The sequence below is a fragment of the Lysinibacillus sp. PWR01 genome (assembly GCF_043359455.1).
Classification (GTDB): domain Bacteria; phylum Bacillota; class Bacilli; order Bacillales_A; family Planococcaceae; genus Lysinibacillus; species Lysinibacillus fusiformis_F.
In genome coordinates, this window is record NZ_JBHERJ010000043.1 from 20318 (window position 1) to 46307 (window position 25990).

Here is a 25990-nt window from a genome sequence, read left to right on the forward strand (position 1 = left end):
AGGACATTGGAATATATCGTACAAACACAAAACTTATCAAAAAGCTTTGGGAAAGAGCAAGCTGTATCAAATTTGAACTTACAAATACGTAAAGGTGAAATATATGGATTTTTAGGCCCAAATGGGGCAGGTAAAACGACTACAATTCGAATGCTTCTTGGTTTAATGAAGCCATCTTCGGGAACAATTAAAATCTTTCAAAAGAATATTACCAAGGAACGCATCCAAATATTAGCGAAGGTTGGTTCATTAGTAGAAAACCCTTCCTATTATCCGCACTTGACGGCATATGAGAATCTGGAGGCACTAAGAAAAATACTAGGTGTACCGAAATCTCGAATCGATGAAGTTCTGGAAATTGTCCGTTTGAAGGAAGCTGCCAACAAAAAGGTAAAAGGTTTTTCTCTAGGAATGAAGCAACGTCTTGGTATTGCAGCTTCTTTACTACATCATCCTGAATTACTTATTTTAGATGAACCAACGAATGGTCTCGATCCTTCAGGGATTATAGAAATTCGTAATTTAATTAAAAGATTACCAGAGGAATATGGCATGACCATTATTATTTCCAGCCATTTATTATCAGAGATTGATCAAATGGCTACACAAGTAGGAATTGTTTCTAAAGGCAAATTGATTTTTCAAGATTCTATTGAGGCGATGCGCCGATTTGCCCAACCAAAGGTTACCTTTAAAGTGAACAATGGCGAAAAAGGATGGCGTTCCTTATTGGCAAATGGCATTAAGGCAGACTATCAAGATGGTGTGATTTTCTTAGAAGAATGCTCAGATGAAAAAGTTGCCCATATTGTCCAAGTTCTTGTTCAGGAAGGTATATCAGTATTCCGAGTGGAGGAAGAGAAACGTTCATTGGAGGATATATTCCTGCAAATGACGATGGGAGAGCAGGGGATATGATGGGAAAGCTGTTAACTGCTGATTTCTTAAAAATCAAGCGCAAAGGATTATGGCTTCTAACGCTCATCGGTCCTTTAGGCGTGGTTGCTCTGCAAATGGTCAATTATGGAGTAAGAAAGGATTATCTCTTACAGCAAAGTGAGGATGATTGGGGCTATTTCATACTAAACGTGCATTCATTTACACCACTTGCCCTTGTCTTGGGCATTGTCATTCTCACATCATTCATGGCGAGCATTGAAAATGAAACCAATGCTTGGAAGCAGCTCATCGCATTACCTGTTTCCAAATTAACCGTGTATTTGTCGAAATTTACGCTGTTAGCTATCTTACTATTTTTGGCTTCAACACTATTAATGCTTTTTACGTTGAGCTTTGGGCTGTATTTAAAATTAGGTGATACCGTACCTTACACGGAGCTAGCTAAATTTAGTTATTTCCCTGCTTTTGCAGCATTGCCTATCTTGGCTCTTCAATTGTGGATTGCGAGTGTAAGTCATAATCAAGGAATCCCTATAACTGTAGGCATTATCGGGGTGATTTTTGCCTATTCTTCCTATGTTCTACCTGATTGGATGATATGGAAATGGCCATCATTGATGAACCATTGGAATGAGCCGATAATCAATGTCTTATTAGGCGTAGGAATTGGTATTTTACTCTATGTAATCGGCATGATTGATTTTACAAGAAGGGACGTGAAATAATGATTGCTTTACTTCAAGCTGAGTGGTTTAAGTTACGTAAATCAAAAATGGTACCGATTATTTTGGCAGGACCCATGATCGGGCTTTTCATTGGTCTATCAGCTAATTTAGAAGACAACATACAGGGGATTGAAATCAATGAATGGTATATTTCTCTGTTTTCGATGAATTTAACATACGCTCTATTATTTTTACCTCTTATTTCAGGTGTTTTTACCAGTCTCATTTGTAGGTATGAACATCAGTCGGGTGGATGGAAGCAGCTTTTGGCACTGCCCGTAACAAGGGGGAAAGTATTTGTAGCCAAATACGTGTTGGTTATGCTGCTTGTCTTGGCGATGCAGATATTGTATTTAGGCTCTGTCTTTGCTGTTGGGATGGTAAAGGGTTACACAGATCCCTTTCCTATAGAAATTGTTTGGAAAAGCATAGTAGGAGGCTGGGTAGCGACCTTGCCATTAGTAGCCTTGCAATTATGGATGTCCATTATGTTTAAAAGCTTTGCTGCACCGTTTGCTGTTAATGTTATATTTACGTTACCTTCTATTTTAGCGGTGAATTCTGAACGTGTTGGTCCATATTATCCGTGGGCTCAACCTTTTTCAATGATGTATATAGGTGGCAAAACAGATGATGTGTTTTTTGTGCCGTGGGAGCAATTGTTAACAGTTGTAGGGGGTGGATTCATCCTGTTTTTCCTTGGAGGTTATTACTATTTCCAACGCAAAGCCATTTAACACCTTAAAGGAGAAATGATATGAGAATGTTGAAACGAAGCTTACGATTTTTAACTGCATCTGTACTGCTAGTAGCTTTAGCAGGATGTGGAGAAGGTGAGGTTGTAAAAGATGCCTCGCAATATACTAGTGAAATAAAAGAAATCAATATTCCTGACGATGTGAAAATTATTGGATTTGGGGAAGCCACACATGGCAATATCGAATTTCAAACGTTAAAAAAAGATTTGTTTGAGACGATGATTAAAAATGAAAATGTCCATGTCTTTGTCTTAGAAGGAGATTTTGGTGGAGCCCAGCAGATTAATCAATTTATCACAAATGGTGCTGGAACAGCAGAGGAAGCTATAAAAGCTTTAGACTATGGCATCTACAAAACTGAGCAAATGGTAGAGTTTGTGCAATGGATGCATGACTATAATCAGACAGTCGATGAACAAGATAAAATTTATTTTTATGGCAATGATATGCAACGCTATGATTACAGCAAAAAAGGGTTGCTTGATTTTTACGCCAAGGTACATGCTGACAATGCGCAGAAATTCACGACTGAGCTAGAGCATGTTTCCAATAAAACGATGAGAGATTTATCAAATAGTCAGCTAAACGAGCTGGATAAAACGATAGATACAATAATTAACGATTTACAATCAAACAAAGTGATATATGAGAAAAAATCATCAAAGGATGACTTCTCCTTTGCTGCACAATACGCACAAATTATGAAACAGCGTACACAATTATTTTTAAATGATGGCAACTACATGAATTTACGGGATCAATATTTAGCTGAAAATTTACAATGGATTGTTGAGTACGAAGCAACACAAGGTCACAATAAAGTATTAATGTCTGCTCATAATGGTCATATTGAGAAAACTTCTGCTTCGATGGCAGGCTATCAATCAATGGGACAATATTTAAACGAGCATTTTAAAGATCAATATTTTGCAATTGGCACAGACTTTGTGAAAAATACATTCCAAGCACAAAATGGGTCTGGTGAACGAAAGGAATACACGATTGAGCATCATAATGCTTTAGTGGATGCCTTTAGTGACATCGATAGCAACATCTTTTATGTGGATTTTGAAGCTGCCAAACAATCGAAGGAGCTGGCGAATATTCTATCCAAAAAGCAAAGAATGGGCAATATCGGTGATGATTTTCGTCCATGGTATAAGCTGACACAAATGCTGTATACCATTAAAATGACGCCTGAGGAAGCTTATGATGGTCTCATTGTTGTGCAGGAAGCAACACCAACAAAAATAATTGATTGAGTTAAATTTAGCAACCTCCATCAAAAAATCTGTTTCCTTCTCCAGTATGATAAAGATGAGGTGAGTAACATGGAGTATAGTCAGGCAACACAAAGAACTATTGCCTATATCGAGGAGCAATTGATGGAACAAATTTCACTTGAATGTCTTCCTAATACTGCTGGCTATTCGAAGTACCATCTAAGTCGTATTTTTAAGCAAGAAACGGGAGTTACGATTGGTGAATACATTCGTATACGCCGGCTAGCCATGGCTGCGAGTTATTTGATGTACTCTAATGAATCGATATTAAAGATTGCATTTACACTTCAGTTTCAATCACAAGAAGCTTTTACAAGAGCCTTTAAAGAAGTTTATGCTGTACCACCAGGTAAGTACCGAAAATTGATGCAATCACTAAATATGTTGGAGGAGGGAAATTACATGGAAACAGTTGAACAGGTTAAAGGTTGGATGTTGAGTGGAGTGAATCCAGAATTATATAAATTTCATACAGATGACAAGGTGTTTCATTCAGGGAAACGTTCAGGCGTATTGTATTCCACAACTGCATCAGCAAATCAGAGGCAATTCGGTACGATGATGCAGGGCTTTCAGGCAACTAACTATAAAGGAAGCGCTTGAAAATGTCATGCTATTTAAAGACGGCAGACGCTACAAAGTGTGGTGCATGGATGCGTATTGACAATGGTACGGGTGATACCATTCAATTTGATAATATGAATCAGCGTTCTGTGACAGGTTCTACTGAATGGAATCACTATTCTATTGTCTTAGACGTACCTGAAGAAGGTGACTCCATTTATTTTGGTGTGTTATTAATTGGTTCGGGTAAGGTATGGGCAGATGGTTTTCGATTTGAGGAGGTAGATGACAAAGTACCCTCTACAAATATGCTTACACAAGAACATTTATCGAATCATCCAACTAATCTAGACTTTTGTATGGAGTAAATCAGACAGCACTAACTAAATCGTGAGATGACTTTTTTGAATTACGTATTGATTACCTCGAATTTGTTAAAGATAACAAAGAGGAGGTGTGAGACAATGGCACAAGAAATTCTTTGTGAAGTCAATAACTGCACATTTTGGGATTCTGGTAACAAATGCACAGCCGAAAAAATTTATGTTGTCAGCCAAAAGGGACAACATGCTTCCAACAGTGAAGAAACAGACTGTAAAACATTCGAACCTGAAACGCATTAATGTAAAAGGGTAGCCATAAATATGGTTACCCTTTTTCCCTTTCTTTATTAATAAATATCCACCTTTTCTTTGTTAAATAAAAGAGCATGTGCATTTTTTACTTTTTCTTCTACATAATCTAACGAGTATTTACCAACGGAATCCGTTAAATCACCAATTGCGCGAGATAAATTATCGATGATTGGAATAAGTTTGTGCAATTCAATGCAGTCTTTGTCTTTGTGCATCTCATCCATGATTTCATAAGCAAGACGCTGAATTTTTCTTAATCGTAATTTTTCAGCTTGCATTGTATCCCCCTTATAGAAGCATTTAAGATGTCTCATTATATGAGCTACAATAAGGTTTCATGAATGCTATTTTTTAGAAGTAATGTTTAGGGCTATGAAGGGCTAGCGCTATTTCCCTTATGCCAGCATCAATTTTGGATTCTTCTACATTCGATACATTTATTTTTAAAATACGTTCATGATAAAATACATCTAAATAATTGCGGTTTATAGGATCCAGCAAAATATTTTGTTGTGCCAAATGTTGAATAAGCTTATTAGTATTCACCTGCCTCGGTAGAACGATATGGCTATGCATACAGATTTCCTTAGAGGATGGATACTCTGCCAGATGAGTTGCTATAGATTGCTGAAGTTGATTCGCTCGGCTTGCATAAGCTTCACTGACTTTCTTTTGATAACGCTCAAACATGCCACTTTTCAAGTAAAGCTCTAATGCAGCCTGAGAAATCATGGAGCTATCAATATCAGTGGTATTTTTATACTGTTGAAAGGTATTAATCAAAACATTTGGTAAAACGGCAAGTCCAATACGTAAGCCAGGAAACATAATTTTAGAAAAGCTTTTTAAATAGATAACATGCTGCTGTGTATCATCTGTATAGATGGGATCTATTTTCGAATTTTGCTCGAAATCCGCTAAATAATCATCTTCAACAATGTAAACATTATATTGATAAGCAAGTTTACGGATTAGATCCTTTGTCTTTTTGCTATAAGATGTACCTAGAGGATTGTGCAGGCGCGGCATCGTGTAAAAAAACTTTATGTCATGTTTGCTGAAAATGCTTTCTAATTCATGTAAATCAATGCTATCCGTTGTTCTTTTGATGCCGATTGCTGGTATTCCATAGGTTTTTAAATAATCCATATATAAATGGTAACTAGGTTGTTCCACTAAAATGGTTGAGCGACCATTTGGAAATGGCATAATACTTAGCAAAGACAAGGATTGCTGGACGCCAGAAGTAATGAAAATATTATCTTCCTTTGTAAACAGTTGATAACTTGTTAATAATTTTTTTGCTTCCTCTATTAATGAAGGTAGGCCTTTTGGTGTTCCATATCTAAATAAATCTGCTTGGTATGTGTCGATGGCTTTGTTAATACAATGCTGAAAATCTTGGTATGGAAAAGCATGCCAACTGGGTGATGATGTAGCAAAATCTATGTAATTTTTCATTTTCGGTTGGATGGGCAGCTGATGATCGACAACATAGTAGCCACTTTTAGGCAATGCATAGATAAGATGCTGATTCTCCAGTTTTTTTAAAGATGTTAAAATCGTACTCTTACTACAGGAAAATTGCTGTGATAACTGGCGAATAGAAGGAAGTTTTGCCCCTGCATGAAGAGAGCCTGTTTGGATTTGAGTCAGGAGCTGAGAATAAATCCATTCATATTTAAGCATATATAACCTCCAGCACATCTGTATCGGTACAGATGTGTTTTTTTCATATCGTCAATGTGTTCTCTTTTTAATACGATAACAATACCGGCCGGAATGATTTGAGAAGGAGCATTATCGTATGTCAGAAAAAAGAAAAGCCTATATAGCAGCGATTTCGTATGCATTTATCATTGGCCTTTCCTTCATGTTTGTGAAAGTTACATTAACAGTGGCGAGTCCAATTGATACATTAGCCCATCGCTTTACGTTTGCCTTTATCGGTATTGTTATTTTAATGGTCTTTCTGAAAAATAAGCTAACAATAAAAAAATATGATGTACTAAAAATTTTACCGTTAGCCATATTGTATCCCATTGTTTTTTTCACTTTACAAGTGCTGGGGCTTGCTAGAATTTCCTCTTCTGAAGCTGGAATTATTCAAGCAACGATTCCTATTTTTACATTAGCACTAGCAGGTTTATTGTTAAAGGAAAAAGCTACTCGTGGACAGCTTGTCTTCATTAGTTTATCTGTACTTGGAGTTATCTACATGCTAATTATGAATGGAGCCAATGCGACTACAGGAAATGTCATCGGAAGTGGATTCATTTTACTTTCAGCCCTTGCTGCGTCGCTTTATAACGTGTTTGCAAGAAGGCTTACAAAGCAATATTCATTACTGACCTTAACGTATGTGATGACACTATGCGGATTTGTCATTTTTAACGGAATGGCTCTTGGAAATCATCTGGTGAATGGTACAATCAATGAATTTTTTCAGCCATTAACACATGTTGATTTTGTCATCGCGATTTTATATTTAGGGCTATTATCTTCGCTCGGTACGTCCTATTTATCCAATTATGCGTTATCTAAATTAGAAGCTTCCCAAATGAGTGTCTTTAGCAATTTTGCTACGCTCATTACAATACTGGCAGGCGTTTTGGTTTTACAGGAAGTCTTTCACCTTTATCACTTTATTGGTGGAATCCTCATCATTATTGGCGTCATAGGAACAAATTATTTTGGGCATAGGAAGGGAGTGCAATGAGAAAATACAGCCTTTTGCTATTAATAAGTTGTATATGGGGCTCTCAATTTTTCTTCGTAGCATTAGTTACGAATGATGTGGGGGCTGTTACTTTATCTTTGTTAAAAGCTTTAATCGGTGCAATCTGCTTAAGTATCATGAGCTTATTTTTGAAAAGAGAAAACTACTTAGCAAATAGTAAATTATATATTGGGATTGCCATTTTTGAAGTAGTGATTCCCTTCGTCCTCATTGCGCAAGGTCAAAAATATGTATCCAGTAGTATTGCGTCTATGCTCATAGCAATGGTCCCCATTATCACATTAATCCTCTTTGTTTTTTTCTTTAACAAAAAAGTTAGTCCGTTTCAAACGGTTAGCATTCTATTAGGCTTTTTGGGGATCATCATTCTTTCTTGGCCAACACAAGGGATGGGTGGTTCAGGCACAGTACTAGGGAATGTGCTGCTACTATTAGCAGCACTGAGCTTTGCATTTTCGTTAATTTTAATGGAGAAGTTAGAGGATGGTTCACCAATCGTTCATATGAGAAATATTTTAGGAATTGCCACCGTGATTTTATTACCAATGGCATTTATCCTTGAACAACCATTACTATTAAGCATAGATGGGATTCAGATCGTTTCCATTGTTATATTAGGCATTTTCCACGCAGGGATTGTGTATATGCTTTATAATCTTTTAATTAAAAGTGAGGGTGCTTTATTTGCCTCTTTTAGTAATTATATTGTTCCCATAGTAGGTGTTCTACTTGGATATTTGATGTTGAAGGAACCGTTATTAATCCAACATTTCATAGGGATATGCATTATTCTTTGTGCTCTTTTGTTGTCGAAAGAGCGGGTTGTTGAAAAGAAACAAGAAGTGGGGAATATCAAAGAAGTGAACTTAGGTTATAAAAAATCACCTCGATAGTGTACGAGGTGATTTTGCCATTTTTTCGGAAATGTAACAATGAAGGCAGCCCCTTTAGCAAGTTCACTTTCTAGGGCGATAGTGCCTCTATGTGTTTGGACAAGGTTATAAACAATTGCCATGCCTACTCCAGTGCCTTCTGAAGAAGTATCTGTGGTTGTTCTGCGATAATACTGTTGGAATAGTTTATCCTGCATATCGAGAGTCGTACTGCTCCGCAATCATTAATGCTGATAGCAAATAGTGAATCATCAGATATCACAGTTAAATTAAAGGGATTAAAGATAGAAAAAAATACTAAGGACTCAATGGAGGGGAGAATTGGGGAAGCAGAAAATAGGGTAGAGTTAAAAAATAAGGCAGGAATAATGAATGTGAAATAATAGAAATGTATGACAAGCTCGAAATAATTCAGAGTTTGTCATACAAAATAGTATATTTTAATGTTGCTTTATTTTTATTTTTAAAATCAATTTATGATAAAGTGACAAAATTATATAGGCTATCATAGAAAACAGACCAATGACAATTAAACTTACAGTGAAAGCATGAATATAATTTAAGAAAGAAGCGCTCTCTAAACTTGTTCCTATATGATAAGAAAATACTATACTAATACCTGCGACTGCTAAGGAATTTGCTAAGTACATAAAGGTTGTAAATAGACCAGCAGCAACCCCCATATGAATCTTTGGAATGTTACCCAATATGGCATTTGCTAAAGGTGTTGTAGCAAGACCAAGTCCAAGGCCATAGATGAATAAAAGGATTATTGCATCCGTGCTGAGTAAATCATATTGCTTCATCCATAAGAAAAAGACAAGTAAAAAAGTACACATACTCATACATAATGCACCCATTTTTAAAACAATAAAACCATATTTATTAATAATTTTTGAAGAAACAATGGACGTTAAAAAGAATCCAATTCCTATTGGTAGAAAAACTAAGCTCGTTTCTCCTGTATCATACTTTAGACCATATTGTAAAAAGTAACTAAGGATAAAGAAAAAAGCAAACATACTTAAGTAAATAGATAGCACAGAACAAATGCCAAATACAAAAGGGCGATGCTTAAATAAACTTAGGTCTACGAGAGGTGACTGTTGAAGTTTTTGCTTAAATCGCTCAAGATAAATGAACAAAATAAGTACAACAAATGAAAGCAGTAGACAGCTAAAAATCCAAGTTTGCCATCCTTGTTGTTGGACTTCGGATAAAGGATAAATAAGTAGAAATATACTAACCATTAATAAAATTGAACCCATCCAATCAATATGATTGGATTTCTTATCCGTTGACTCCGGTATAAAAGGGAGCAAAAGGAGTACTAGCATGCCAATTGGAACATTGAAAAAAAATACAGTTCGCCAACCGCCGTTAAATAGATTCCAATGAACTAATAATCCTCCTAATATTAAGCCAAAGGTAAAGGCTACTCCAATGACAGCACCATACAAGCCGAAAGCTAAATTTTTTTCTCTAGGCGGAAAAATTTCCTGGATTGTTGATAAAACTTGAGGCTGAATAAGGGCTGCGGCTAAGCCTTGAACAAATCGAATCCCAACTAATAGCAATGGGCTTGAAAGAATTCCCCCTAGGAAAGCAGTAAGGGTAAAGAACAATACGCCAATCCATAATATTTTTTTTCTACCGTAAATATCACCTAGTTTGCCTCCAATTATTAAAGCAGTTGCAAGGCCAACCGAATAGCCTGAAAATATTAATTGAGCGTGAGAAAACGATATATGCAAGTCGTTTTGAATTGCAGGTAATGCAATTTGTATCATGTAAGTATTTAAGGAGATTAATAATGTTGGAAGTAATATCACAGCTAATGCCAACCATCTATATGAATAGAACGTGCTTGATTTTTCTGATGAAATTGGATTCATAGATACTCCCTCCTTTTAATTGATTGGTTGTCAGTCAAAAATAACTTTAGTGATTTGGTAAAGCTGGATGATACGCGACGACTATATTTTTCGTATCATTATTTTGATAGATACAACAGTCAACCTCATAAACTTCTTTTACTAATGCAGGTGTTAGTAGCTTTTCGGGCTTGCCATGTGTTAGTATTCGACCATTTTTTAATACATATAGATATTCGCAATACATAGCAGCAATAGATAGATCATGTAATGCGGCCAGTGTACCAATTTGTAATGATTGCACTAGTGATAAAATTTGAATTTGATATTTAATGTCTAGGTGATTTGTAGGTTCATCCAAAATTAAAAACTTTGGTTCTTGAGCTAAGGCACGTGCGAGAATGACACGTTGTTTTTCACCACCAGAAAGATAAGAAAAATGTTTTAAAGCATAATGCTCTAAGTTTACTTTTCGTAATATGTTATCCACAAGTTCAATATCATTTTTTGTATCTGATTCCAACATTTTTTTATGTGGTGTTCTCCCCATCATCACCATATCACGTACAGTAAAGTCAAAATTGGAGTTGTTAAATTGCCCAACGACCCCCATTTTTTTCGAGATTTCTTTTGGAGAGGATTTAACAATATCTATATCATCTAAAAAAATCTTGCCACTAGTGGGTTTTATGACTTTATAAATGTTTTTTAATAGGGTGGATTTTCCACAACCATTCGGTCCAATAATGCCAACAAATTGTCCCTCTTTCACCTTTAGCGAAATACTTTTGATTATTTCAACATCAGATACTGTGAATGAAACGTTTTCCACATCTAATTCCATATTAGTTACCCCCAAAACCATATTTCTTTTTTATTAACATGTGCATAAATACTGGGGCACCTAATAATGAGGTCACGATGCCAATTGGTAATTCGCTGTTAGGAATGATTGACCTTGCTAATAAATCTGTCCATATTAAAAAGATGGCCCCTACTAAAATAACAATAGGTAGTAGTTGGTGATGATTCGAACCTGTAAAGATGCGTACAATATGTGGGATAATAAGCCCAACAAAGCCAATGATTCCACAAGTTGAAACTATAATGCCTGTCAAAGCAGCAGAAATAACTAAAAATACTTTTCGATAAGTATTTATATTAATACCTAGTGTCATAGCAGCATCATCTCCCATAAGCATTGCATTCATAATCCGCCATTGAGAGAGGAAAAATACAGCTATAATAATAATACTAGTAGCAATTAAAGGCAGGTCATCCCAATCAGCAGTGGCCAAACTTCCCATTGTCCAAAATGATACTGAACGTACACCTTCCGCATTCTTCGCAAAATATATAAATAGATTAGATAGAGCGGTAAATAGTGCATTGACAACAGTTCCGGCTAGAATAAGTTTAATAACAGACATTTTTTCTCCAATGCTTGATAGCAGCAAGACTAGAAAAGTTGCCAATAAAGCACCTAGGAATGCCCAAATCATTAAATTTGATTCTCCAAAAAGGCTGAACTGATATCCTAATATGATAGAGAATGTTGCACCTAGTGAAGCACCTGAAGAGATACCAAGTAAATAAGGATCTGCAAGTGGATTCTGAATGGTTGCTTGCATCACACTACCACAAAGTGCCAAACCACTCCCAACGAATAGTGCTAATAAAACTCTAGGAAAACGAATTTGCCAAATGATTTCGAGTGTCATTTTAGAAATAGTTGTATCTATATGACCTATATTTATTCCTGTAATTTGATATAAAACAATTTTGCAAGAATCAAGAAAGGGTATACTGACTTGTCCTATGGAAACAGAAGCAATTATTGAAAGGAAAACTAGCACTATCAAAAATAGAAGTAGGGTAAAAAAAGAAAATTTACTTTTGAGCATTTTTTATCACCCCAGGGTGGATAAATTCAGCTACTTCTTCATATAATTCAGCAATCTCAATGCCACCATTTATAGCCCCTGTATATTCTACGGCCATAACTTCATTATTTTGAATGGCTTTTACAGTTCGAAGCTTTTTATCATTCATTAAATTATTTTTTGTCTTTTCTTGATTAGGCTCTTGGAATTCTGTGATGATAATTTTATCTGGATTTGCTGCAATAATTGCCTCTGTTGAAAGTTCAATATAGTCTTCTTTCGAAAGTTCTAAATATGTAGCTCCAGCACCTTCAATCATCTCGTCAATCATGGCCCATTTTGGTGAGAAGTAGAAATACTTTCCTCTAGCTCCACTTATCAATAGAACAGTAGGCTTTTCCTTAGAATCTTTAACTTTAGAAGTAATGGCATCTATGCGTGTTTGTTGTTCAGTCAGATATTTATTTGTTTTATCTTCTATATTAAAAACCTTCCCGAATGTTTGAATTTCCTCAAAGTAAATATCTATACTACGTCCTATTGTAAAGTTGGTAGAAGAAACAACAGGAATTCCACGGTTGTTCCAAGATGGAATACTTCCAATTAATTCCTCACGAAATGCAGAAGCAATAGAGTAGATTAAATCAGGTTCTAAAGCCATGATAGCCTCCTTAGATGGCCACATTTCACTAACTAAAGGTAGTTTTTCAATCCCATCTTTGTAGTTTGAATTTGTTAAATCACTATATGCAAATCCAACGACTTTTTCTTGCTGTCCAAACTTAACTATTAACTCTGCGACAGCTGAACCGATGACCATCACTTTCTCTGGAGCATTGGGGATAGTCTGAGAGATTTTCTGTCCTTCATATGTGTAAGTATCTAGTGTTACTGGATAGTTTCCACTAATAGTTGTATTGTCTTTTTTCTCAGAAATAGTTTCCTGTGATTGTGCACAACCTAGAATCAGCAATAGAAGTGTGAAACTTAATAGAGAAAGGGTCTTTTTTAACATTTAAATCCTCCTAAAAATTAGTATTTGACTGACAGTCACTCAATAATGTTTCACAATATTTCTTCTCACTCTGATAATTTGACTAGTTATTAGTCAAATGCTTAAATGAAAAAAGGGGGTAGTTCAGAAAATGATTAGAGTAACAAAAAGTGCATCAGAACGACGAAATGAGATTTTAGATACAGCAGAGTCTCTTTTTAGTGAAAAAGGTTATGAAAAAACCTCAACTACTGATATAACCAAAAAGATGGGAGTAGCACAGGGAACGCTGTACTATTACTTTAAATCCAAAGAAGCATTGGCAAATGCATTAATTGATAGGCAACTTAAAGGAATAAAGCAAGAATTTACAGAAGTCATCTATAATGAGACACTTACGGCGTATGAGAAAATTGCATGGATTTTTGTTTATGAGCTTGATGATCCAACAGGCCATGTCGAAATCTTTAAATATTTACAACATGATAGTAATGCTACTCTGCGTCAAATATTACATGTACAAACAATTTGTCAGTTTACGCCACTCCTAACAGATTTAAATATACAAGGCAATAAAGAGGGGCTCTTTCGCATTGAAAATCCAACGCTAGTAGCAGAATTTTTTCTATCGACAATCCATCATTGGGTAGATTCATCGTTATTTAAATGGAATAAAGATGAGCGTATTGCTAGAATTAAAGCCATTCAATCTACATTCGAGCATTTATTCGGAGTCCCTCATGGAAAATTTGATTTATCCCTCCTAAGACAAACTGTGAAAGTTAAATTTAATTATTGAGTGAAAGCATCTTAAATGATAATCAATATCAATTAAGATGCTTTTATTATAATTATTGACTGACAACCTGTCAAATTGTTTTTATTAGATTGAATCTACAAATGATATGAAGTTAACGCATAAAATTTTGGAAATGGAAACTTCTAAGTATAGTAACTGTTTGTTATTATTTTTAAAGTACAGCAAGTATGATGCAAATTTTCTATCATACTTTTTTAATTAGGGAGGACAACAATACGATGGAGAAAATTTTCCAAGAAATATTAGAATTGATCAAATTTACGGATAAAAGGATTGTAATCGGTATCTCAGGTCATGGGGCTGCTGGAAAAACAACGTTTGCTCAAAAACTTATACATGCTTTAGATCAAGATGAAGTGAATTATATGAATACTGATCCGTATATTGTGGATTCGGATATTCGCAAACAAACAATGCTTGATTATACATATCAAAATGAGCATCATCGTTTTAAAATGACGGCTTGTCATCCCGCTGCTCATCATCTGCCATCATTGGAGCGAGATGTTCAGATGATAAGAGCAGGACTCGATTTAATGACAATCGATACCCATTATATGAAAAGCACATTAATTTCTTCAAAAAAACAGATCACGATAGTAGAAGGAATGTGTGTAGCATTTATAGATCCGGAGTTATTCGATTTAAAGATTTATTTTTATACGGATGGGGCTACAGAGCTTAAGAGAAGATCGGGTCGTGATGTGCTTGAAAGAGGGACAGATATAAATTATTTAAAACAATCACATGATGAGCGACGTATTCAATATGAATTATTTATGCATCCAATATTTTGATATGGTTATTAAAACACAGGATGATGAAATCTTTATTGAAAAAAATATACTTGTAAAATAAACAAGAGCCTTCCGCTATTTGACTAGTGGAAGGCTCCTAACTTTAGTATTGAAATTTTACACGAACAGTAGCATCAATAGTGATTTGTCCCTGTTCTATAGGCGTAACTCCCGAGGAAACAGCCATAGAGCGATAAAGTATCGGTGTTAGCCTGCTCTTCCACAATTTCTATAGGAAGTGGTTGCAAAGGCAGGTGCATCGTTTCTGCTATTGTTTTCGCCTTCAATTGAGCATTCTGTAGCGCTAAACTTAATGCTTGCTGATAATAAGCATCGGTATGGTCCATTTTGAACTGAATGTTGGCAATTCGATTGGCCCCATTTTCTACAGCTGTATCAATGATTAAGCCCAAATTATTGGTATTCGCTACGTTGACGGAAATCGCATTGACTACTTCATAGCCATTAAAAATTTGTTTGCCATCTTCAAAATTATATAGTGGTGTGATCCTATAACTAGCAGTTTGAATTTGATCTCTTGGAATACCAAGTGCAATGAGTGATTGTATAACTTGATTCATAAACGTCGCATTTTCCTGTTGCGGACCTTGTACATTGTTGCCCTGTGTTTGGACTTCAATTTGTATTTGTGTAGAGCTAGGAGTAGCCATTACCTGTCCATTCCCGGTTACAGTCATAGTACGTGATGGATGATGATGTGCTTGTTGATTGACCTGTGCATAGTACATCTAATACCACCTTTCATAGGTTATATAATCATGCTATGCAAAAACATTTATGACTTGTTTAGTTTCTTTAAAAATTTGTCATGGAGCTTTGTGAATAAAAGTAAAGTTAAAATAGTTCCGAGCAAGGCCAAAAACATGTCCCATTGAGCATCCCATCGATCTCCTTGCATTCCTAAAAAATCCTTTGCTCCTTTACTACCCTTCGAGATTCTTGTACTTAACCATTCAATGATTTCATAAAAAGCTGCAATTGCGAGCAGAATACTGATTGTAATACCTGTAAGCCAAGCTCCTTTTACAAGTGGTGTTTTCCTGATTAGTATTTCCCTTATTACGATGGCTAGTAAACCTTTTAAAAAATGGCCAAAGCGATCATAGTGATTACGTTGTAAATGAAATTCTTCTTTTATCCAATTAAAAAGAGGGACTTCCGAATAGGTATAATGCCCACCTATAAAAGTAAGGATCGACAATAGAGCAATGATGATATAAGAAAATGTGGTGAAACGGAACTTATGATAGATACAAACAACGACTGTTATTGCCACAATTCCTGGACTAACTTCAGCTAGCCAATCTAAATAGGAGGATGGTTTTATAACAGACCAGATGAAAACAATTAAAACGATAATAAGTAAGATGACGTGTATTTTAAAATGTTGCCTCGTAGTCATAACAACAACTCCCTTTGTTCCACAGTATGGGAGATGGGGAATTTGCTTATTCAATATCGGTTTGTGGACAAAAAGAAAAGCGTCTAGTTGACGCTTTTTTCTAGCCAATTAGATCATTTTTAAAAGCGCCTCTACGCCAGTCATTCCTTCAGTAATACCAAGCTGCTCTGCTTCATATGTTACGGATTCTAATGGAGCTGTTAATAGCTCATCAATCGTTTTTACGCCTACTGCACGACCAGCAATAATTCTACGATCAACTAAGCGACTATTTAATAGGCCTACATCTAAAGCGCCACACATAATGTAGCCTGTATCATTAGAAATGGTTAGTAATGTTGTTTTAGGTAATTGAACAACTACTGCTGTGAAGAAATGCCCTTTAATCATAATAGGTTCAATTGTCACCATTGAAATCACTCCTTTTCTCTATATACATATGGTGATAACTAGCAAGGTGTTCGACATTTTCATGAAAAAAATCATTACTAACCATGTTGCTAGATGTATAAGGATGAAAGTGAAAAGGATGGATGATTAGTGGAAGCATGGGAGGCACTTTATTTATAACAAAAAAGAAATCTACTCTGATGAATAGATTCCGTTATTCTTTATCTTGTATAAGAAAGCAAAGCTGTTTGCTTAAAATTGTTTAATGCATTTGTTGCCTCACTTTTAGAACTATACTCAAACATGCGATAAGTATTTTCTTCAAATACAGTAATAACCCACATATATGTCATCCCTTTCGTTGTGTTACATAACATTTTATTTTTTATAAAACTGTTATATATCAATGTTGATTTTATTTTACATCAATAAAGAAAAAAATAAAGTACTATTCAATGATTTTCACATAATGTTCAAAATTATAAATAATGCTTAAAATTTTCTTGAAATAATTAAAAGGAGAAAACAGACAGTCCTATACAAGTATATTTCATTGCAATTCGTAAATAGTAAGTTGACGGAGTTCTGTGATTACGGACTTGGGAGGTGATGCTATGACACGTATTTATGTATTCATTTTTATGGTTTTCTTTTTAATCATCTCGGGATTTTTAGTGCAGGAAGGATACGCAGATAAAGGTCGTCCTTATTATGAGGAGACAGGTGAAGTTGTTTGGGATATCAATACAGAGGATAAAATTGTTGCACTCACCTTTGATGATGGTCCACATCCTAAATACACAGCGGCTGTGCTTGATTTATTAGCAAAATATGATGCAAAAGCCACCTTTTTTATTATTGGAAAAAATGCAGAAAAATATCCAGAGATTGTTTTACGTTCTTATACAGAAGGCCATGAATTAGCAAATCATACGTATACACATCCATTTAAAATTTCCATCAAAAAATTGCATGAGGAGCTTCAACAGACAAATGACACGATTTATAGTATTACTGGTTTTTCCCCAGTTTTATTCCGTCCCGTTGGTGGAAATTACACGGATGCTATGATTAATGCTGCTGTTAAGGACGGCTACAAGGTTGTGATGTGGTCTTGGCATCAGGATACGCAAGATTGGAAAGAGCCGGGTGTAAAGAAGATTGTGCAAAAGGTGATGAAGGGGACAAAGCCTGGAGATGTTATTTTATTTCATGATGGTGGTGGAAACCGTACACAAACAATTAAAGCACTAGAAGAAATAATCCCTGCATTAAAAAAACAAGGCTACACATTTGTTACAATATCCGAGTTGATTGAAAGCAAACAGCAACAAGAGCAAGTTCAATAATGAAAAATGAGCCATCTCAACAAGGTTTGAAATGGCTTCTTTTTCATTTAAATAAAAGGTTTGAGTTAGAAGAAAATAATTGGAGCCAGCGCAATACCTAAAATTGTTCCTAAAGCAATTCCATAGCCAAAACCTTCTCCTCCATACCCTCCAAATCCCCAAAATCCTAAACCGTAACCACTATATCTTCTATCAGGTAGAATCCATACCTGTCTTCTATCTACCCTTGTGATTTCTCCAACATGTACTTTACCAGATGAATCCGAGATTCGAACACGTTTACCATGATATTTACAGCAAAGACTATAAGCATCAGTTGGATTCACACATATCCCCCCTTTCGATGTCATTACAAGCTAATATATGCGATTTAATGCATTTATCACTAGCCGATTGTCTATTCAAGACATATGCTGTGAAGAGGTGATGATATGGCTGTTGTGTCAACAGATAAGTGGTTAAATGAATTTATAAGTGCCAGAAAATCCACTAGAAAGGATGAGCTAACTAGCTTACAATGCTCGATTCTTTGTGATCGTTTAGTCAATCTATTTCGAGATGGGCTTCCCGAAGAAATTCACTATACATTACAGCAACAGGGGCTTTTTTTACCGCATGAGGAAGTCGATGTTGAAAAATTAAAGAAGCACAATGTGTGGGACTGCGTACAGCAGGAGTTTCTATACTTACAGAGGAAATGGAATGGACCATCAATACCTATTTATATTTTTCCGATTACTCAGCAGCAAACGATGACCAATAAAAATGGTGTCGCTTATCCTCATTCGCTTTTTTTATTTGTTGGTGATTTAGAAAAGCAGGAACTTCAAGCTTTACTAGCTCATGAATATAACCATGTTTGCCGTATACACATATTAAGAAAAACTTTAGAGGATATGACTTTATTGGATTCTCTTATTTTAGAAGGATTAGCAGAAGATGCGGTGAAGGAATTATACGGAGAAAAGTGGATAGCTCCTTGGATACAATCCTACTCAGATAAAGAACTTTTAGCTTTATGGAAGACTCATTTTTTACCGAATTTACAACTTCAAGGAATCGAACAACATGGCCCATTTCTATACGGGGGGGACCTCCCACCTTGGATAGGCTACTATATTGGCTACAAAATTGTGCAGTCATATAAAATAAATCATTCATGCCACCATCCTTTGTTCATTTCAAGCCAAGATTTACTTGTTGGTTCGAATTTTCCGCTACAATAGTGAAAAGGAGTGATTGTTGTGTCCAATGAATTAAAAAATGTATTATTACCAATCGTAGATTCAGCAACAAAGGTGTTAATTGTTGGATCGATGCCAGGAAAACAATCGTTAGAGAAACAGCAATATTATGGCAATCCACGCAATCACTTTTGGCCCATTATTGGTGAGTTATTAGAGACAGCGATTCCAGATGATTATACAGAGAGAATAGCCTTATTAAAAAGCAATGCAATCGGTCTTTGGGACACGATTGCAACTTGTGAGCGTGAAGGAAGCTTAGATGCAGCGATTCGCAATGAAAAGCCTAATGATTTTCAAACTCTTTTTGAACAATATCCTACTATCCAATTAGTGCTTTTTAATGGAGCGAAAGCATTTGAGGTTTTTAAAAAGCATATTGGCTTAGAGCTTTTAGATGGACGAGCCTATAAAAAAATGCCATCAACAAGTCCAATACCAGGAAAAAACATTAAATCCTTCACTGAAAAGCTAGAGGATTGGCGGATTATCCAATCCTATTTATTCTAATCAACAGGGCGAGATTAGCGTGATGAAGTAGCTGCCTTGGGGTGAATAGCATTCCTTGTGCTTTTAAACCATTGATAGAAGAGAATATACACAAGTAGGATTTCAATAGCATCTCCACCGTAGTACATGATCTTAGCACCTAGTTCTGCCTCTGAGGTTGGTACATGATGAGGCGGATTTGCAAAAATAAATTTTGCCAATATGGCATGAGCTGCTAATGCTATTACTAATGTAAGGGATCGAAAGACATAAGAGTATGGATGTGGGGCAGGATCAATATAAATAAAGGCAATGGTGAACAAATAACCCGCTAGAAAAATGTGAAGATGAATGAATACATACAGTAGTATATGTTCATGCATCAAGTTGAAGAGTGATGTTGTATAGAGTAACCATAAGCCACCTACATTTAAAATAGATGCAATAATTGGATGACGAATAAAACAAACATACGGTTTTTTTAATATCCGAGAAAGAGTACGTGCGTTGTCCACTGGTAAGGTTCTTAACAGTAGTGTTATGGGTGCTGCTAATACCATAAGTAATGGGGCAAGCATGCCAAGCAATAAATGCCCTATCATATGTGCGTCAAAATGGATATGACTAAGAGAAGCCAATGGGCCAACTAATGTAATAAGAGCACAGACATTCCCAACAATCCAACAGATAGTACGAAAATGAGGCCATTGTTTTTTATGTTGATTCGAAATAATAACAGCGAGGATATACAATATAAGAGCGATAAAAAATGGCAAAGCGAGTAGTAGCTGAACCATGATGGGAAAGTTTTGAGCATGAGCTTCATGAGCATGCAAGATGCGTCACCTCCTATCGTCCTTTTTGATTTGTTTGTAGTAATAAGACAATACCGATAACAATTAAAAGAGCCGCTAGTATGTTCCAAATGATATCATAGGGAAGTATTTCAACGTTGTAACGAATTTGATGCAGGTTCATGAATTTATGTTGTATGATTCCGTCGTAAAGCTGAAATACTCCAGCTCCAAGAAAAATACCGCCTAGCCATCTTTTTAGCCAAAATCCATGTTTTCTATGTAGGTCAGCCAATAAAAAAGCAGATCCAATCGTAGCAAAAAAGCTGAATGCATGAAATAAACCATCTGAAACTAACCCAACAGCAGCTGTAGATTTATCATAGAAATGATGCCAATGTAATAATTGGTGAAAAATTACCTCATCTATAAATGCCACAATCCCAAGCCCGAATAAAATCCCTGTCCACATGTTACGCTGCTTATACTGAAAGCGGTTTTCATGCTTATGTTTTTGTTCTTCATACATTTTCGTCATATCCAATCCTATCACCTCAAGCTGAATTTCTTTTAGTCTACCCCTGGTGAGCTCTTAAACAAACATCCCCCCAAAAACAGTTGTTTGTCAGGGGGAAGCTATGATTATTGCCAGCTATTATAGTAAGAACCAGCAGGACTGTAAAAGAATTTGAAGTGATGCTTCTCAGCTAAAGCACGGCTTTTTGATTCATCTTCAAAACCAATTGTCATCACCTGTGTACCAAATTTATTGCGTATGTGGACAAGCTTTTGCATCATATCGAGTGACCATTCATCTTTTCCTACCACAGGATAAGAAAAATCCTCCCACATAATAAAGTCAACATATGGCGCTGTATAATCGGCAAGTGTTTGAAAGCCCCAATTTTGAGCAACAGATAAATCGGGATGACGTTTTTTGATTTGTTGGATAAAAGATAACATGGCTTCATTTTGCCACTTTTGCTCATCTTCAGGTAAATAAGAATTGATATTACCGACCGTATCTAAAAACACGCCGTCTAAGCCTTTCTGAACAATTTGCTTCTTGATTTCTGCTAGTAAAATGTCTTGATAGTGCGTAGAAGTCATATCCATTAAATAAGAATCCCATTCAGCAAAATACATTTTTTCACCCTGTTTGTCTCGATAAAAGTCTTCTTCTTTCAATTGATGATAAAGTGCTGTATTCCATTTGTCTGCCTCCATCGCATTTATATAGCCATACACTAAAGTACCGCTTTTTTGAGCATTGACGATATACTTCTGTTGCATTTCAATTGGTTCTACAATCACTAAATCTAACTTCATCATGCTCTTGCCAATGGCATCATTGCCTTTATCTAAGTAGTATTTGTAATCTTTCACATCAGCAAGTTTTGCTTGGATACTAGTGGAAGGAGATACTGGATTTTTAGCAAGCAGCATCCACATACCCCCTGCGATAAGCATGGCTAGTAAGGGTAACAATAATTTTTTCATAAGGACTCCTTTTTGAAAAATATCCCTTCCATTATACAGTAATAGGAAATGGATTGCCTTCGATAAATGGGCAATGGCTCAACGGTTAATCGCCCTTTTACATATATTGAATAATGTAAAAGGAGGGTTTGTGTGTATAATAATCCATTTAGAGAAGATAATTTTAGAAGACCTGGTTGGGGAGATTATAATGATTTTGAAACAACGTCATTTGGGCCAAGTCATTTCGGACCCCCTCCAGCAGGACAAATGCCAATGAGCACACCACCAGGTTTTTCGCCACCTATCCCAGCTTGGCGAGTAGGATCAAGTGGTATACGTTCCTGTTTGTTTAGAAATACGTATATTTGGATGAATAGTGGTAGAAGTTTTTGGTTTTTCCCAACAGCTATAGGAAGGGAAATCATTGCTGGCTTCCGATGGAGTCGAAGATATGGCTGGTATTTCCGTACCATTTCAAGAAATCAAATTCGCTCCTATGAATGTTTTAGATAGACTAGGGAGTTTAATTTTTAAAAAAATGATGTTACAATGACGGTAACGATAAATGAAGGGAAGATGGGTGGCTAATGAATAACTAATCTTAATTTTTGTATAGGAAATTTTATATTTCACGAACAACAAAAATAGGATTAGTCTGCCCATTTTTCATAATAATTGCTTTATATTAGCAAACAGCTGCTGATATTTAGCTACTCCAAAGATTGTTTTCATAAAGATTTTGGAGCTTATTTGAGTATGATATTGTAGCGACTAATCCTTCCAAATTAATTGGAGGGATTTTTTTGTCCCTCCAACTGGAGAGGATGGATAATATGAAGGAACTTTTAAAATTACAGGATATACGTTATGAAATAAAGGATACATTACTATTTGAGCATGTGACAGGCACAGTAAAACAAGGTGAGGTCATCGGCATTATAGGGAGAAATGGTACTGGGAAATCGACATTATTACAATTGATTCGAGGTGCATTATTGCCCACTAAGGGAGCAATACAGGAGTCACAGGCTTTAAAAATTTCATTTGTTGAACAGGAGCTAGCTCATTTTGACAAACTAGAAATATCCGCAAGAGAGGCTGATCTGCTGGCTAAATGGCAGGTACCCAATGTGTCATTTGCAGCGTTAAGTGGGGGAGAAAAGCTGAAAATGCGTCTTGCAGAAGGTTTTTCTCAGAATGCGCAAATTTTATTACTTGATGAACCCACTAATCATTTAGATGAACAAAGTACCGCATTTCTCATGAAACAAGTACAAAACTATAAGGGGACGATCATTGTGGTATCACATGATCGCTATTTTTTAGATAAGGTTGCTACAAAAATCTGGTCTATTGAGGATAAGCGTCTTATTGAACATGAAGGCAATTATACAAGCTATATGACTGAAAGAGAGCACCGAAGATTAACACAACAGCGTGCCTACGAGAAGCAGCAAAAAAACATTGACCGGATTGAGGCTCAAATGTCGGAACTGACGTCTTGGTCACAAAAGGGCCACGCTCAGTCAACAAAACTGGAAGGCTTTAAGGAGTACCATCGTGTGAAAGCAAAGCGTTTAGATTCGCAGGTGAAATCTAAGAAAAAGCGATTAGAAGCAGAGCTTGCAAAGACAAGAGTGGAGGCGGTGGAGCCAGAAGCAGAGATTCGTTTTTCTTTAGGCACGAATCAACGAGTTGGCAAGCGCTTACTGGAAATCAAGCACGTATCTTTAAAATTTGGTGAACGCACGTTATTTAACGATGTTAATATTACTGCTCAATTTGGAGATAAGATAGCCATTACAGGAAAGAATGGCAGTGGAAAAACAAGTTTTTTAAAAGTACTTTTAGGCAAGCTAGAAGCTGAGGGTGAAGTATGGCTATCACCAGCTGCAAACATTGGTTACCTGACACAGGAAGTATTTGATTTACCACTTGATCAGACACCAGAGCAATATTTTTATCAAGACACATTTGAAGAGCGTGGAAAAGTCCGCAACTTGATGAAGAATCTAGGATTTACACAGGCACATTGGACATCCGCCATAGGCAAAATGAGTATGGGAGAGCGCGTAAAGTGTAAGCTGATGGCCTATATTTTAGAGGATAAAAATGTTCTTATTTTAGATGAGCCGACAAATCATCTTGACCTACCTTCACGTGAGCAGTTAGAGCACACACTTGCCCAATATAAGGGGACATTGCTTGTCGTCTCCCATGATCGATACTTTCTAGAAAAAGTTACGAATAGTGTTTGGGAGCTTCACAGTCAGCACCTCGAGAAAAAATGGACAGAAGTTACACCTGAAAAAGTGGATGATACAGCGGCACTTCGTTTAAAGCTAGAAACGGAAAGGCAAGAGATTTTAGGCAAACTAAGCTTTCTAACAGCAAAAGATAAGGACTACGCAATGCTTGACCAGAAGTTTAATGAGCTGACGAAGCAGATCAATGAGCTTCGATAATTGAAACGTTTAAGTTAACCTTTTCCAGGGGAAAATATGGAGAGAAATGGGGGTTAACATGATGAAAAAGGTAGTATTTCTCTTTTTATTGTTAAGCATTTGTAGCATAAGTGCTTGTGCTGAACGGGATAAGAATGATCAAGAACATGAGAATGAAACCGATACATCTGTAACACAGTCTAATATGGATGAAAGTGATATTGTTCAAGTACAAACTGAAGCTCTTCAACAAATAAAGGAGCAGATTCATTTTGATGTACCAATAAAAATGCCAACAACGTTACCTATTGCAGAGGGTGCATTTTTAACAGCTACAACAAGGACACAGGGCGACCAGGTTGAAGTTATCTTTTATGAGAGCAAAGAGAATATGCCAATTAATGATATTCGATTAAAGAAGTCAGCGACTGTTATTGGAAGATTGCTTGTCAAGCAATATAAAAGTATGGAAGGTGCAAGTACACAGATAGCATTTGATAATTTTAATCAAAATGGTGGGCAAGAGGTTGAGCTTGGTTACAATATAAAAGGTTATCAAGATGCAGGTGCCGGCTCATTATGGACTGGTTGGAATGAAGGGCGATGGGCAATTGCCACCCATACACGAACTGATAATCCTGATGCAGGTATTAAGCTAGCCAAGCAGGCAGTAAAGTATTTAGAAAGTCACATGCTGCCTATCCCAAGGCAATATGGTATGGCTCAGCTAGATGTCTATCAATCAGGTAATTTAATTGTGTGGCAGGATGAAAAGCTTGTTTACACACTCGATTCAATCAAAGACCCTTTAAAAGCACTAGCCATAGCTACAGCATTTTATCAATAGTCGAAATCCTAGAGTAACGGATGCTCTAGGATTTTTTGTAGTATTTACTTTACAGTATTCAGAAGTTTTTTGTATTCGCTGAAGCGTTGTTGCCACTCTTCCATTGGGAAATATTGATGTTCAACGCTATTTAATAAATCTGTTAACATATCAAGGCATATATGCCACCCTGCTAAATCCTTCGGTGTATGCTCTGTCAGCTCTTGAAGTGTCTCCACTACTACCAATAATGAACCATCATCAGTAGAAGATAGTTCAAATCTCACCGTATCCGTTCCCCAATCAAATTCTAGTACTTCTTTCTCAGCATAATCTGTGATGGTTATTTCCTCAAAGGTACCTGTTCCATCATTCATATTAAAATGTATTTTCCCGTTCTTACGAAGATCAATGATTTCTAGATTACTCATCCACTTTTGTAGGCTTTCATTGTTAGTAACCGCTGCCCAAATGGAATCTACTGAATGTGTCAGTGGTCGTTTGAATGTTGCAACATGACGATTGGATTGTTTTTCAATAGTAGCTAACATAGACATCCTCCATCTTTATAGTTTTGACTTCATTATAGGTGTTCTTCATTAGCTGTCCAAGCAGAAGGTCATTCAACAATTATTATTTCTAAGAAGTCAATTTTAGGATAATATTGTTAAACAGGGGGAGTG

At 36.1% G+C, this 25990-nt stretch carries 31 protein-coding genes and 2 pseudogenes; 17 read left to right on the forward strand and 16 right to left on the reverse strand.

From position 1 onward, the window contains the following. Nucleotides 1–6 precede the first annotated feature (6 nt). The 6 genes and pseudogenes from ACEVFT_RS06695 to ACEVFT_RS06720 all read left to right on the forward strand — a co-directional run bounded on the left by ACEVFT_RS06695 (nt 7) and on the right by ACEVFT_RS06720 (nt 4853). Nucleotides 7–918 carry an ABC transporter ATP-binding protein gene (locus ACEVFT_RS06695; RefSeq protein WP_205446037.1) on the forward strand — a complete coding sequence of 304 codons (912 nt, stop codon included), beginning with the start codon at nt 7–9 and terminating at the stop codon, nt 916–918. Further along, nucleotides 915–1625, forward strand: a complete 711-nt coding sequence (locus tag ACEVFT_RS06700; protein WP_393948891.1) for an ABC transporter permease — start codon at nt 915–917, stop codon at nt 1623–1625. The genes ACEVFT_RS06695 and ACEVFT_RS06700 overlap by 4 nt, the downstream gene beginning before the upstream one ends. After that, the gene (locus tag ACEVFT_RS06705; protein ID WP_205446035.1) at nt 1625–2362 is read left to right on the forward strand and encodes an ABC transporter permease; all 738 of its coding nucleotides are present in this window, start codon (nt 1625–1627) and stop codon (nt 2360–2362) included. The genes ACEVFT_RS06700 and ACEVFT_RS06705 overlap by 1 nt, the downstream gene beginning before the upstream one ends. Before the next feature lie 26 nt (nt 2363–2388). Next, entirely contained in the window at nt 2389–3645 is a 1257-nt protein-coding gene (locus ACEVFT_RS06710) for an erythromycin esterase family protein (RefSeq protein WP_393948956.1), read from the forward strand. A gap of 69 nt (nt 3646–3714) precedes the next feature. Beyond that, nucleotides 3715–4598: pseudogene (locus tag ACEVFT_RS06715) on the forward strand (helix-turn-helix transcriptional regulator). A 96-nt stretch (nt 4599–4694) separates the two neighbouring features. Next, on the forward strand, nt 4695–4853 hold the full coding sequence (locus tag ACEVFT_RS06720) for a DUF1540 domain-containing protein (protein ID WP_004231699.1): 159 nt from the start codon (nt 4695–4697) through the stop codon (nt 4851–4853). Nucleotides 4854–4900: 47 nt separating this feature from the next. Here ACEVFT_RS06720 and ACEVFT_RS06725 read toward each other — a convergent pair whose 3' ends face one another. Next, nucleotides 4901–5143, reverse strand: coding sequence for a group-specific protein (locus tag ACEVFT_RS06725; protein ID WP_205446032.1), 243 nt, complete (start codon nt 5141–5143; stop codon nt 4901–4903). Nucleotides 5144–5216: 73 nt separating this feature from the next. Continuing rightward, nucleotides 5217–6554 (reverse strand): aminotransferase-like domain-containing protein, encoded by a 1338-nt coding sequence (locus tag ACEVFT_RS06730; protein ID WP_393948894.1) that lies wholly within the window; start codon nt 6552–6554, stop codon nt 5217–5219. A 118-nt stretch (nt 6555–6672) separates the two neighbouring features. On the opposite strand from ACEVFT_RS06730, the gene ACEVFT_RS06735 reads away from it, so the two are divergent. Then, nucleotides 6673–7584: a DMT family transporter gene (locus tag ACEVFT_RS06735; RefSeq protein WP_393948897.1), complete on the forward strand. Its 912-nt coding sequence runs from the start codon at nt 6673–6675 to the stop codon at nt 7582–7584. Nucleotides 7585–7598: 14 nt separating this feature from the next. Next, complete coding sequence (locus tag ACEVFT_RS06740) at nt 7599–8498, forward strand: DMT family transporter (RefSeq protein WP_393948898.1); 900 nt, start codon at nt 7599–7601, stop codon at nt 8496–8498. On the opposite strand, the gene ACEVFT_RS06745 is transcribed toward ACEVFT_RS06740, so the two are convergent. Next, complete coding sequence (locus ACEVFT_RS06745) at nt 8477–8695, reverse strand: sensor histidine kinase (protein ID WP_393948901.1); 219 nt, start codon at nt 8693–8695, stop codon at nt 8477–8479. The two genes, ACEVFT_RS06740 and ACEVFT_RS06745, sit on opposite strands and share 22 nt — an antisense overlap. Before the next feature lie 30 nt (nt 8696–8725). Between ACEVFT_RS06745 and ACEVFT_RS06750 the strand changes: the two genes are divergently transcribed. Continuing rightward, on the forward strand, nt 8726–8881 hold the full coding sequence (locus ACEVFT_RS06750; protein ID WP_393948903.1) for a hypothetical protein: 156 nt from the start codon (nt 8726–8728) through the stop codon (nt 8879–8881). A 57-nt stretch (nt 8882–8938) separates the two neighbouring features. Here ACEVFT_RS06750 and ACEVFT_RS06755 read toward each other — a convergent pair whose 3' ends face one another. From ACEVFT_RS06755 to ACEVFT_RS06770, 4 genes are read right to left on the reverse strand one after another with little or no spacing between them, the layout of a single operon-like run. Beyond that, nucleotides 8939–10393 (reverse strand): MFS transporter, encoded by a 1455-nt coding sequence (locus tag ACEVFT_RS06755; RefSeq protein ID WP_393948904.1) that lies wholly within the window; start codon nt 10391–10393, stop codon nt 8939–8941. A gap of 46 nt (nt 10394–10439) precedes the next feature. Continuing rightward, nucleotides 10440–11216 (reverse strand): ABC transporter ATP-binding protein, encoded by a 777-nt coding sequence (locus tag ACEVFT_RS06760; RefSeq protein ID WP_393948905.1) that lies wholly within the window; start codon nt 11214–11216, stop codon nt 10440–10442. A gap of 1 nt (nt 11217) precedes the next feature. After that, the gene (locus ACEVFT_RS06765) at nt 11218–12276 is read right to left on the reverse strand and encodes a FecCD family ABC transporter permease (protein ID WP_393948907.1); all 1059 of its coding nucleotides are present in this window, start codon (nt 12274–12276) and stop codon (nt 11218–11220) included. Further along, a complete protein-coding gene (locus ACEVFT_RS06770) occupies nt 12263–13270 on the reverse strand; it encodes an ABC transporter substrate-binding protein (protein WP_393948908.1) in 1008 nt (335 codons plus the stop codon). The genes ACEVFT_RS06765 and ACEVFT_RS06770 overlap by 14 nt, the downstream gene beginning before the upstream one ends. A 130-nt stretch (nt 13271–13400) precedes the next feature. Here ACEVFT_RS06770 and ACEVFT_RS06775 point away from each other — a divergent pair, with 130 nt between their 5' ends. Continuing rightward, complete coding sequence (locus ACEVFT_RS06775; RefSeq protein ID WP_393948910.1) at nt 13401–14048, forward strand: TetR/AcrR family transcriptional regulator; 648 nt, start codon at nt 13401–13403, stop codon at nt 14046–14048. A 239-nt stretch (nt 14049–14287) separates the two neighbouring features. Further along, a pseudogene (locus tag ACEVFT_RS06780) lies at nt 14288–14927 on the forward strand (uridine kinase family protein). Nucleotides 14928–15000: 73 nt separating this feature from the next. Here ACEVFT_RS06780 and ACEVFT_RS06785 read toward each other — a convergent pair. The 4 genes from ACEVFT_RS06785 to ACEVFT_RS06800 all read right to left on the reverse strand — a co-directional run bounded on the left by ACEVFT_RS06785 (nt 15001) and on the right by ACEVFT_RS06800 (nt 17023). Next, nucleotides 15001–15615, reverse strand: a complete 615-nt coding sequence (locus ACEVFT_RS06785; RefSeq protein ID WP_393948912.1) for an SIMPL domain-containing protein — start codon at nt 15613–15615, stop codon at nt 15001–15003. Nucleotides 15616–15662: 47 nt separating this feature from the next. Beyond that, entirely contained in the window at nt 15663–16289 is a 627-nt protein-coding gene (locus ACEVFT_RS06790; protein WP_205446025.1) for a DUF2238 domain-containing protein, read from the reverse strand. 108 nt (nt 16290–16397) lie between these two features. Beyond that, nucleotides 16398–16700, reverse strand: a complete 303-nt coding sequence (locus ACEVFT_RS06795) for a YunC family protein (RefSeq protein WP_205446024.1) — start codon at nt 16698–16700, stop codon at nt 16398–16400. Nucleotides 16701–16900: 200 nt separating this feature from the next. Then, entirely contained in the window at nt 16901–17023 is a 123-nt protein-coding gene (locus ACEVFT_RS06800) for a hypothetical protein (protein WP_279381314.1), read from the reverse strand. Nucleotides 17024–17293: 270 nt separating this feature from the next. On the opposite strand from ACEVFT_RS06800, the gene ACEVFT_RS06805 reads away from it, so the two are divergent. Next, nucleotides 17294–18028, forward strand: a complete 735-nt coding sequence (locus ACEVFT_RS06805) for a polysaccharide deacetylase family protein (protein WP_393948914.1) — start codon at nt 17294–17296, stop codon at nt 18026–18028. A 65-nt stretch (nt 18029–18093) separates the two neighbouring features. On the opposite strand, the gene ACEVFT_RS06810 is transcribed toward ACEVFT_RS06805, so the two are convergent. Further along, a complete protein-coding gene (locus ACEVFT_RS06810; RefSeq protein ID WP_205446022.1) occupies nt 18094–18354 on the reverse strand; it encodes a hypothetical protein in 261 nt (86 codons plus the stop codon). A 105-nt stretch (nt 18355–18459) separates the two neighbouring features. Between ACEVFT_RS06810 and ACEVFT_RS06815 the strand changes: the two genes are divergently transcribed. Next, entirely contained in the window at nt 18460–19254 is a 795-nt protein-coding gene (locus tag ACEVFT_RS06815) for a DUF2268 domain-containing putative Zn-dependent protease (protein WP_393948915.1), read from the forward strand. 18 nt (nt 19255–19272) lie between these two features. Then, the gene (locus ACEVFT_RS06820; RefSeq protein ID WP_393948917.1) at nt 19273–19782 is read left to right on the forward strand and encodes a DNA-deoxyinosine glycosylase; all 510 of its coding nucleotides are present in this window, start codon (nt 19273–19275) and stop codon (nt 19780–19782) included. A 14-nt stretch (nt 19783–19796) separates the two neighbouring features. Here ACEVFT_RS06820 and ACEVFT_RS06825 read toward each other — a convergent pair whose 3' ends face one another. The 3 genes from ACEVFT_RS06825 to ACEVFT_RS06835 all read right to left on the reverse strand — a co-directional run bounded on the left by ACEVFT_RS06825 (nt 19797) and on the right by ACEVFT_RS06835 (nt 22055). Further along, nucleotides 19797–20597, reverse strand: a complete 801-nt coding sequence (locus ACEVFT_RS06825) for a cytochrome c oxidase assembly protein (protein ID WP_393948918.1) — start codon at nt 20595–20597, stop codon at nt 19797–19799. 13 nt (nt 20598–20610) lie between these two features. Then, nucleotides 20611–21093, reverse strand: a complete 483-nt coding sequence (locus ACEVFT_RS06830) for a DUF2243 domain-containing protein (RefSeq protein WP_342533534.1) — start codon at nt 21091–21093, stop codon at nt 20611–20613. Between the two features lie 104 nt (nt 21094–21197). Further along, on the reverse strand, nt 21198–22055 hold the full coding sequence (locus ACEVFT_RS06835; protein WP_205446018.1) for an endo alpha-1,4 polygalactosaminidase: 858 nt from the start codon (nt 22053–22055) through the stop codon (nt 21198–21200). Nucleotides 22056–22187: 132 nt separating this feature from the next. Here ACEVFT_RS06835 and ACEVFT_RS06840 point away from each other — a divergent pair, with 132 nt between their 5' ends. From ACEVFT_RS06840 to ACEVFT_RS06850, 3 genes are all read left to right on the forward strand, one after another. After that, on the forward strand, nt 22188–22550 hold the full coding sequence (locus ACEVFT_RS06840; protein WP_393948921.1) for a hypothetical protein: 363 nt from the start codon (nt 22188–22190) through the stop codon (nt 22548–22550). 320 nt (nt 22551–22870) lie between these two features. Then, complete coding sequence (abc-f, locus tag ACEVFT_RS06845; protein WP_393948958.1) at nt 22871–24502, forward strand: ribosomal protection-like ABC-F family protein; 1632 nt, start codon at nt 22871–22873, stop codon at nt 24500–24502. Between the two features lie 61 nt (nt 24503–24563). Further along, nucleotides 24564–25328, forward strand: coding sequence for a hypothetical protein (locus tag ACEVFT_RS06850; RefSeq protein ID WP_393948922.1), 765 nt, complete (start codon nt 24564–24566; stop codon nt 25326–25328). 44 nt (nt 25329–25372) lie between these two features. Here the strand turns inward: ACEVFT_RS06850 and ACEVFT_RS06855 are convergent, their stop codons facing one another. Next, on the reverse strand, nt 25373–25858 hold the full coding sequence (locus ACEVFT_RS06855; RefSeq protein WP_393948924.1) for an SRPBCC family protein: 486 nt from the start codon (nt 25856–25858) through the stop codon (nt 25373–25375). Between the last annotated feature and the right edge of the window lie 132 nt (nt 25859–25990).

Bases quoted from the DNA above. Each gene is read 5' to 3' on its own strand.
- ACEVFT_RS06700 (WP_393948891.1), top strand. From the start codon at position 915: ATGATGGGAAAGCTGTTAACTGCTGATTTCTTAAAAATCAAGCGCAAA.
- ACEVFT_RS06705 (WP_205446035.1), top strand. From the start codon at position 1,625: ATGATTGCTTTACTTCAAGCTGAGTGGTTTAAGTTACGTAAATCAAAA.
- ACEVFT_RS06710 (WP_393948956.1), top strand. From the start codon at position 2,389: ATGTTGAAACGAAGCTTACGATTTTTAACTGCATCTGTACTGCTAGTA.
- ACEVFT_RS06720 (WP_004231699.1), top strand. From the start codon at position 4,695: ATGGCACAAGAAATTCTTTGTGAAGTCAATAACTGCACATTTTGGGAT.
- ACEVFT_RS06725 (WP_205446032.1), bottom strand. From the start codon at position 5,143: ATGCAAGCTGAAAAATTACGATTAAGAAAAATTCAGCGTCTTGCTTAT.
- ACEVFT_RS06730 (WP_393948894.1), bottom strand. From the start codon at position 6,554: ATGCTTAAATATGAATGGATTTATTCTCAGCTCCTGACTCAAATCCAA.
- ACEVFT_RS06735 (WP_393948897.1), top strand. From the start codon at position 6,673: ATGTCAGAAAAAAGAAAAGCCTATATAGCAGCGATTTCGTATGCATTT.
- ACEVFT_RS06745 (WP_393948901.1), bottom strand. From the start codon at position 8,695: ATGCAGGATAAACTATTCCAACAGTATTATCGCAGAACAACCACAGAT.
- ACEVFT_RS06750 (WP_393948903.1), top strand. From the start codon at position 8,726: ATGCTGATAGCAAATAGTGAATCATCAGATATCACAGTTAAATTAAAG.
- ACEVFT_RS06755 (WP_393948904.1), bottom strand. From the start codon at position 10,393: ATGAATCCAATTTCATCAGAAAAATCAAGCACGTTCTATTCATATAGA.
- ACEVFT_RS06760 (WP_393948905.1), bottom strand. From the start codon at position 11,216: ATGGAATTAGATGTGGAAAACGTTTCATTCACAGTATCTGATGTTGAA.
- ACEVFT_RS06765 (WP_393948907.1), bottom strand. From the start codon at position 12,276: ATGCTCAAAAGTAAATTTTCTTTTTTTACCCTACTTCTATTTTTGATA.
- ACEVFT_RS06770 (WP_393948908.1), bottom strand. From the start codon at position 13,270: ATGTTAAAAAAGACCCTTTCTCTATTAAGTTTCACACTTCTATTGCTG.
- ACEVFT_RS06775 (WP_393948910.1), top strand. From the start codon at position 13,401: ATGATTAGAGTAACAAAAAGTGCATCAGAACGACGAAATGAGATTTTA.
- ACEVFT_RS06785 (WP_393948912.1), bottom strand. From the start codon at position 15,615: ATGTACTATGCACAGGTCAATCAACAAGCACATCATCATCCATCACGT.
- ACEVFT_RS06790 (WP_205446025.1), bottom strand. From the start codon at position 16,289: ATGACTACGAGGCAACATTTTAAAATACACGTCATCTTACTTATTATC.
- ACEVFT_RS06795 (WP_205446024.1), bottom strand. From the start codon at position 16,700: ATGGTGACAATTGAACCTATTATGATTAAAGGGCATTTCTTCACAGCA.
- ACEVFT_RS06800 (WP_279381314.1), bottom strand. From the start codon at position 17,023: ATGTGGGTTATTACTGTATTTGAAGAAAATACTTATCGCATGTTTGAG.
- ACEVFT_RS06805 (WP_393948914.1), top strand. From the start codon at position 17,294: ATGACACGTATTTATGTATTCATTTTTATGGTTTTCTTTTTAATCATC.
- ACEVFT_RS06815 (WP_393948915.1), top strand. From the start codon at position 18,460: ATGGCTGTTGTGTCAACAGATAAGTGGTTAAATGAATTTATAAGTGCC.
- ACEVFT_RS06830 (WP_342533534.1), bottom strand. From the start codon at position 21,093: ATGACGAAAATGTATGAAGAACAAAAACATAAGCATGAAAACCGCTTT.
- ACEVFT_RS06835 (WP_205446018.1), bottom strand. From the start codon at position 22,055: ATGAAAAAATTATTGTTACCCTTACTAGCCATGCTTATCGCAGGGGGT.
- abc-f (WP_393948958.1), top strand. From the start codon at position 22,871: ATGAAGGAACTTTTAAAATTACAGGATATACGTTATGAAATAAAGGAT.
- ACEVFT_RS06850 (WP_393948922.1), top strand. From the start codon at position 24,564: ATGAAAAAGGTAGTATTTCTCTTTTTATTGTTAAGCATTTGTAGCATA.
- ACEVFT_RS06855 (WP_393948924.1), bottom strand. From the start codon at position 25,858: ATGTTAGCTACTATTGAAAAACAATCCAATCGTCATGTTGCAACATTC.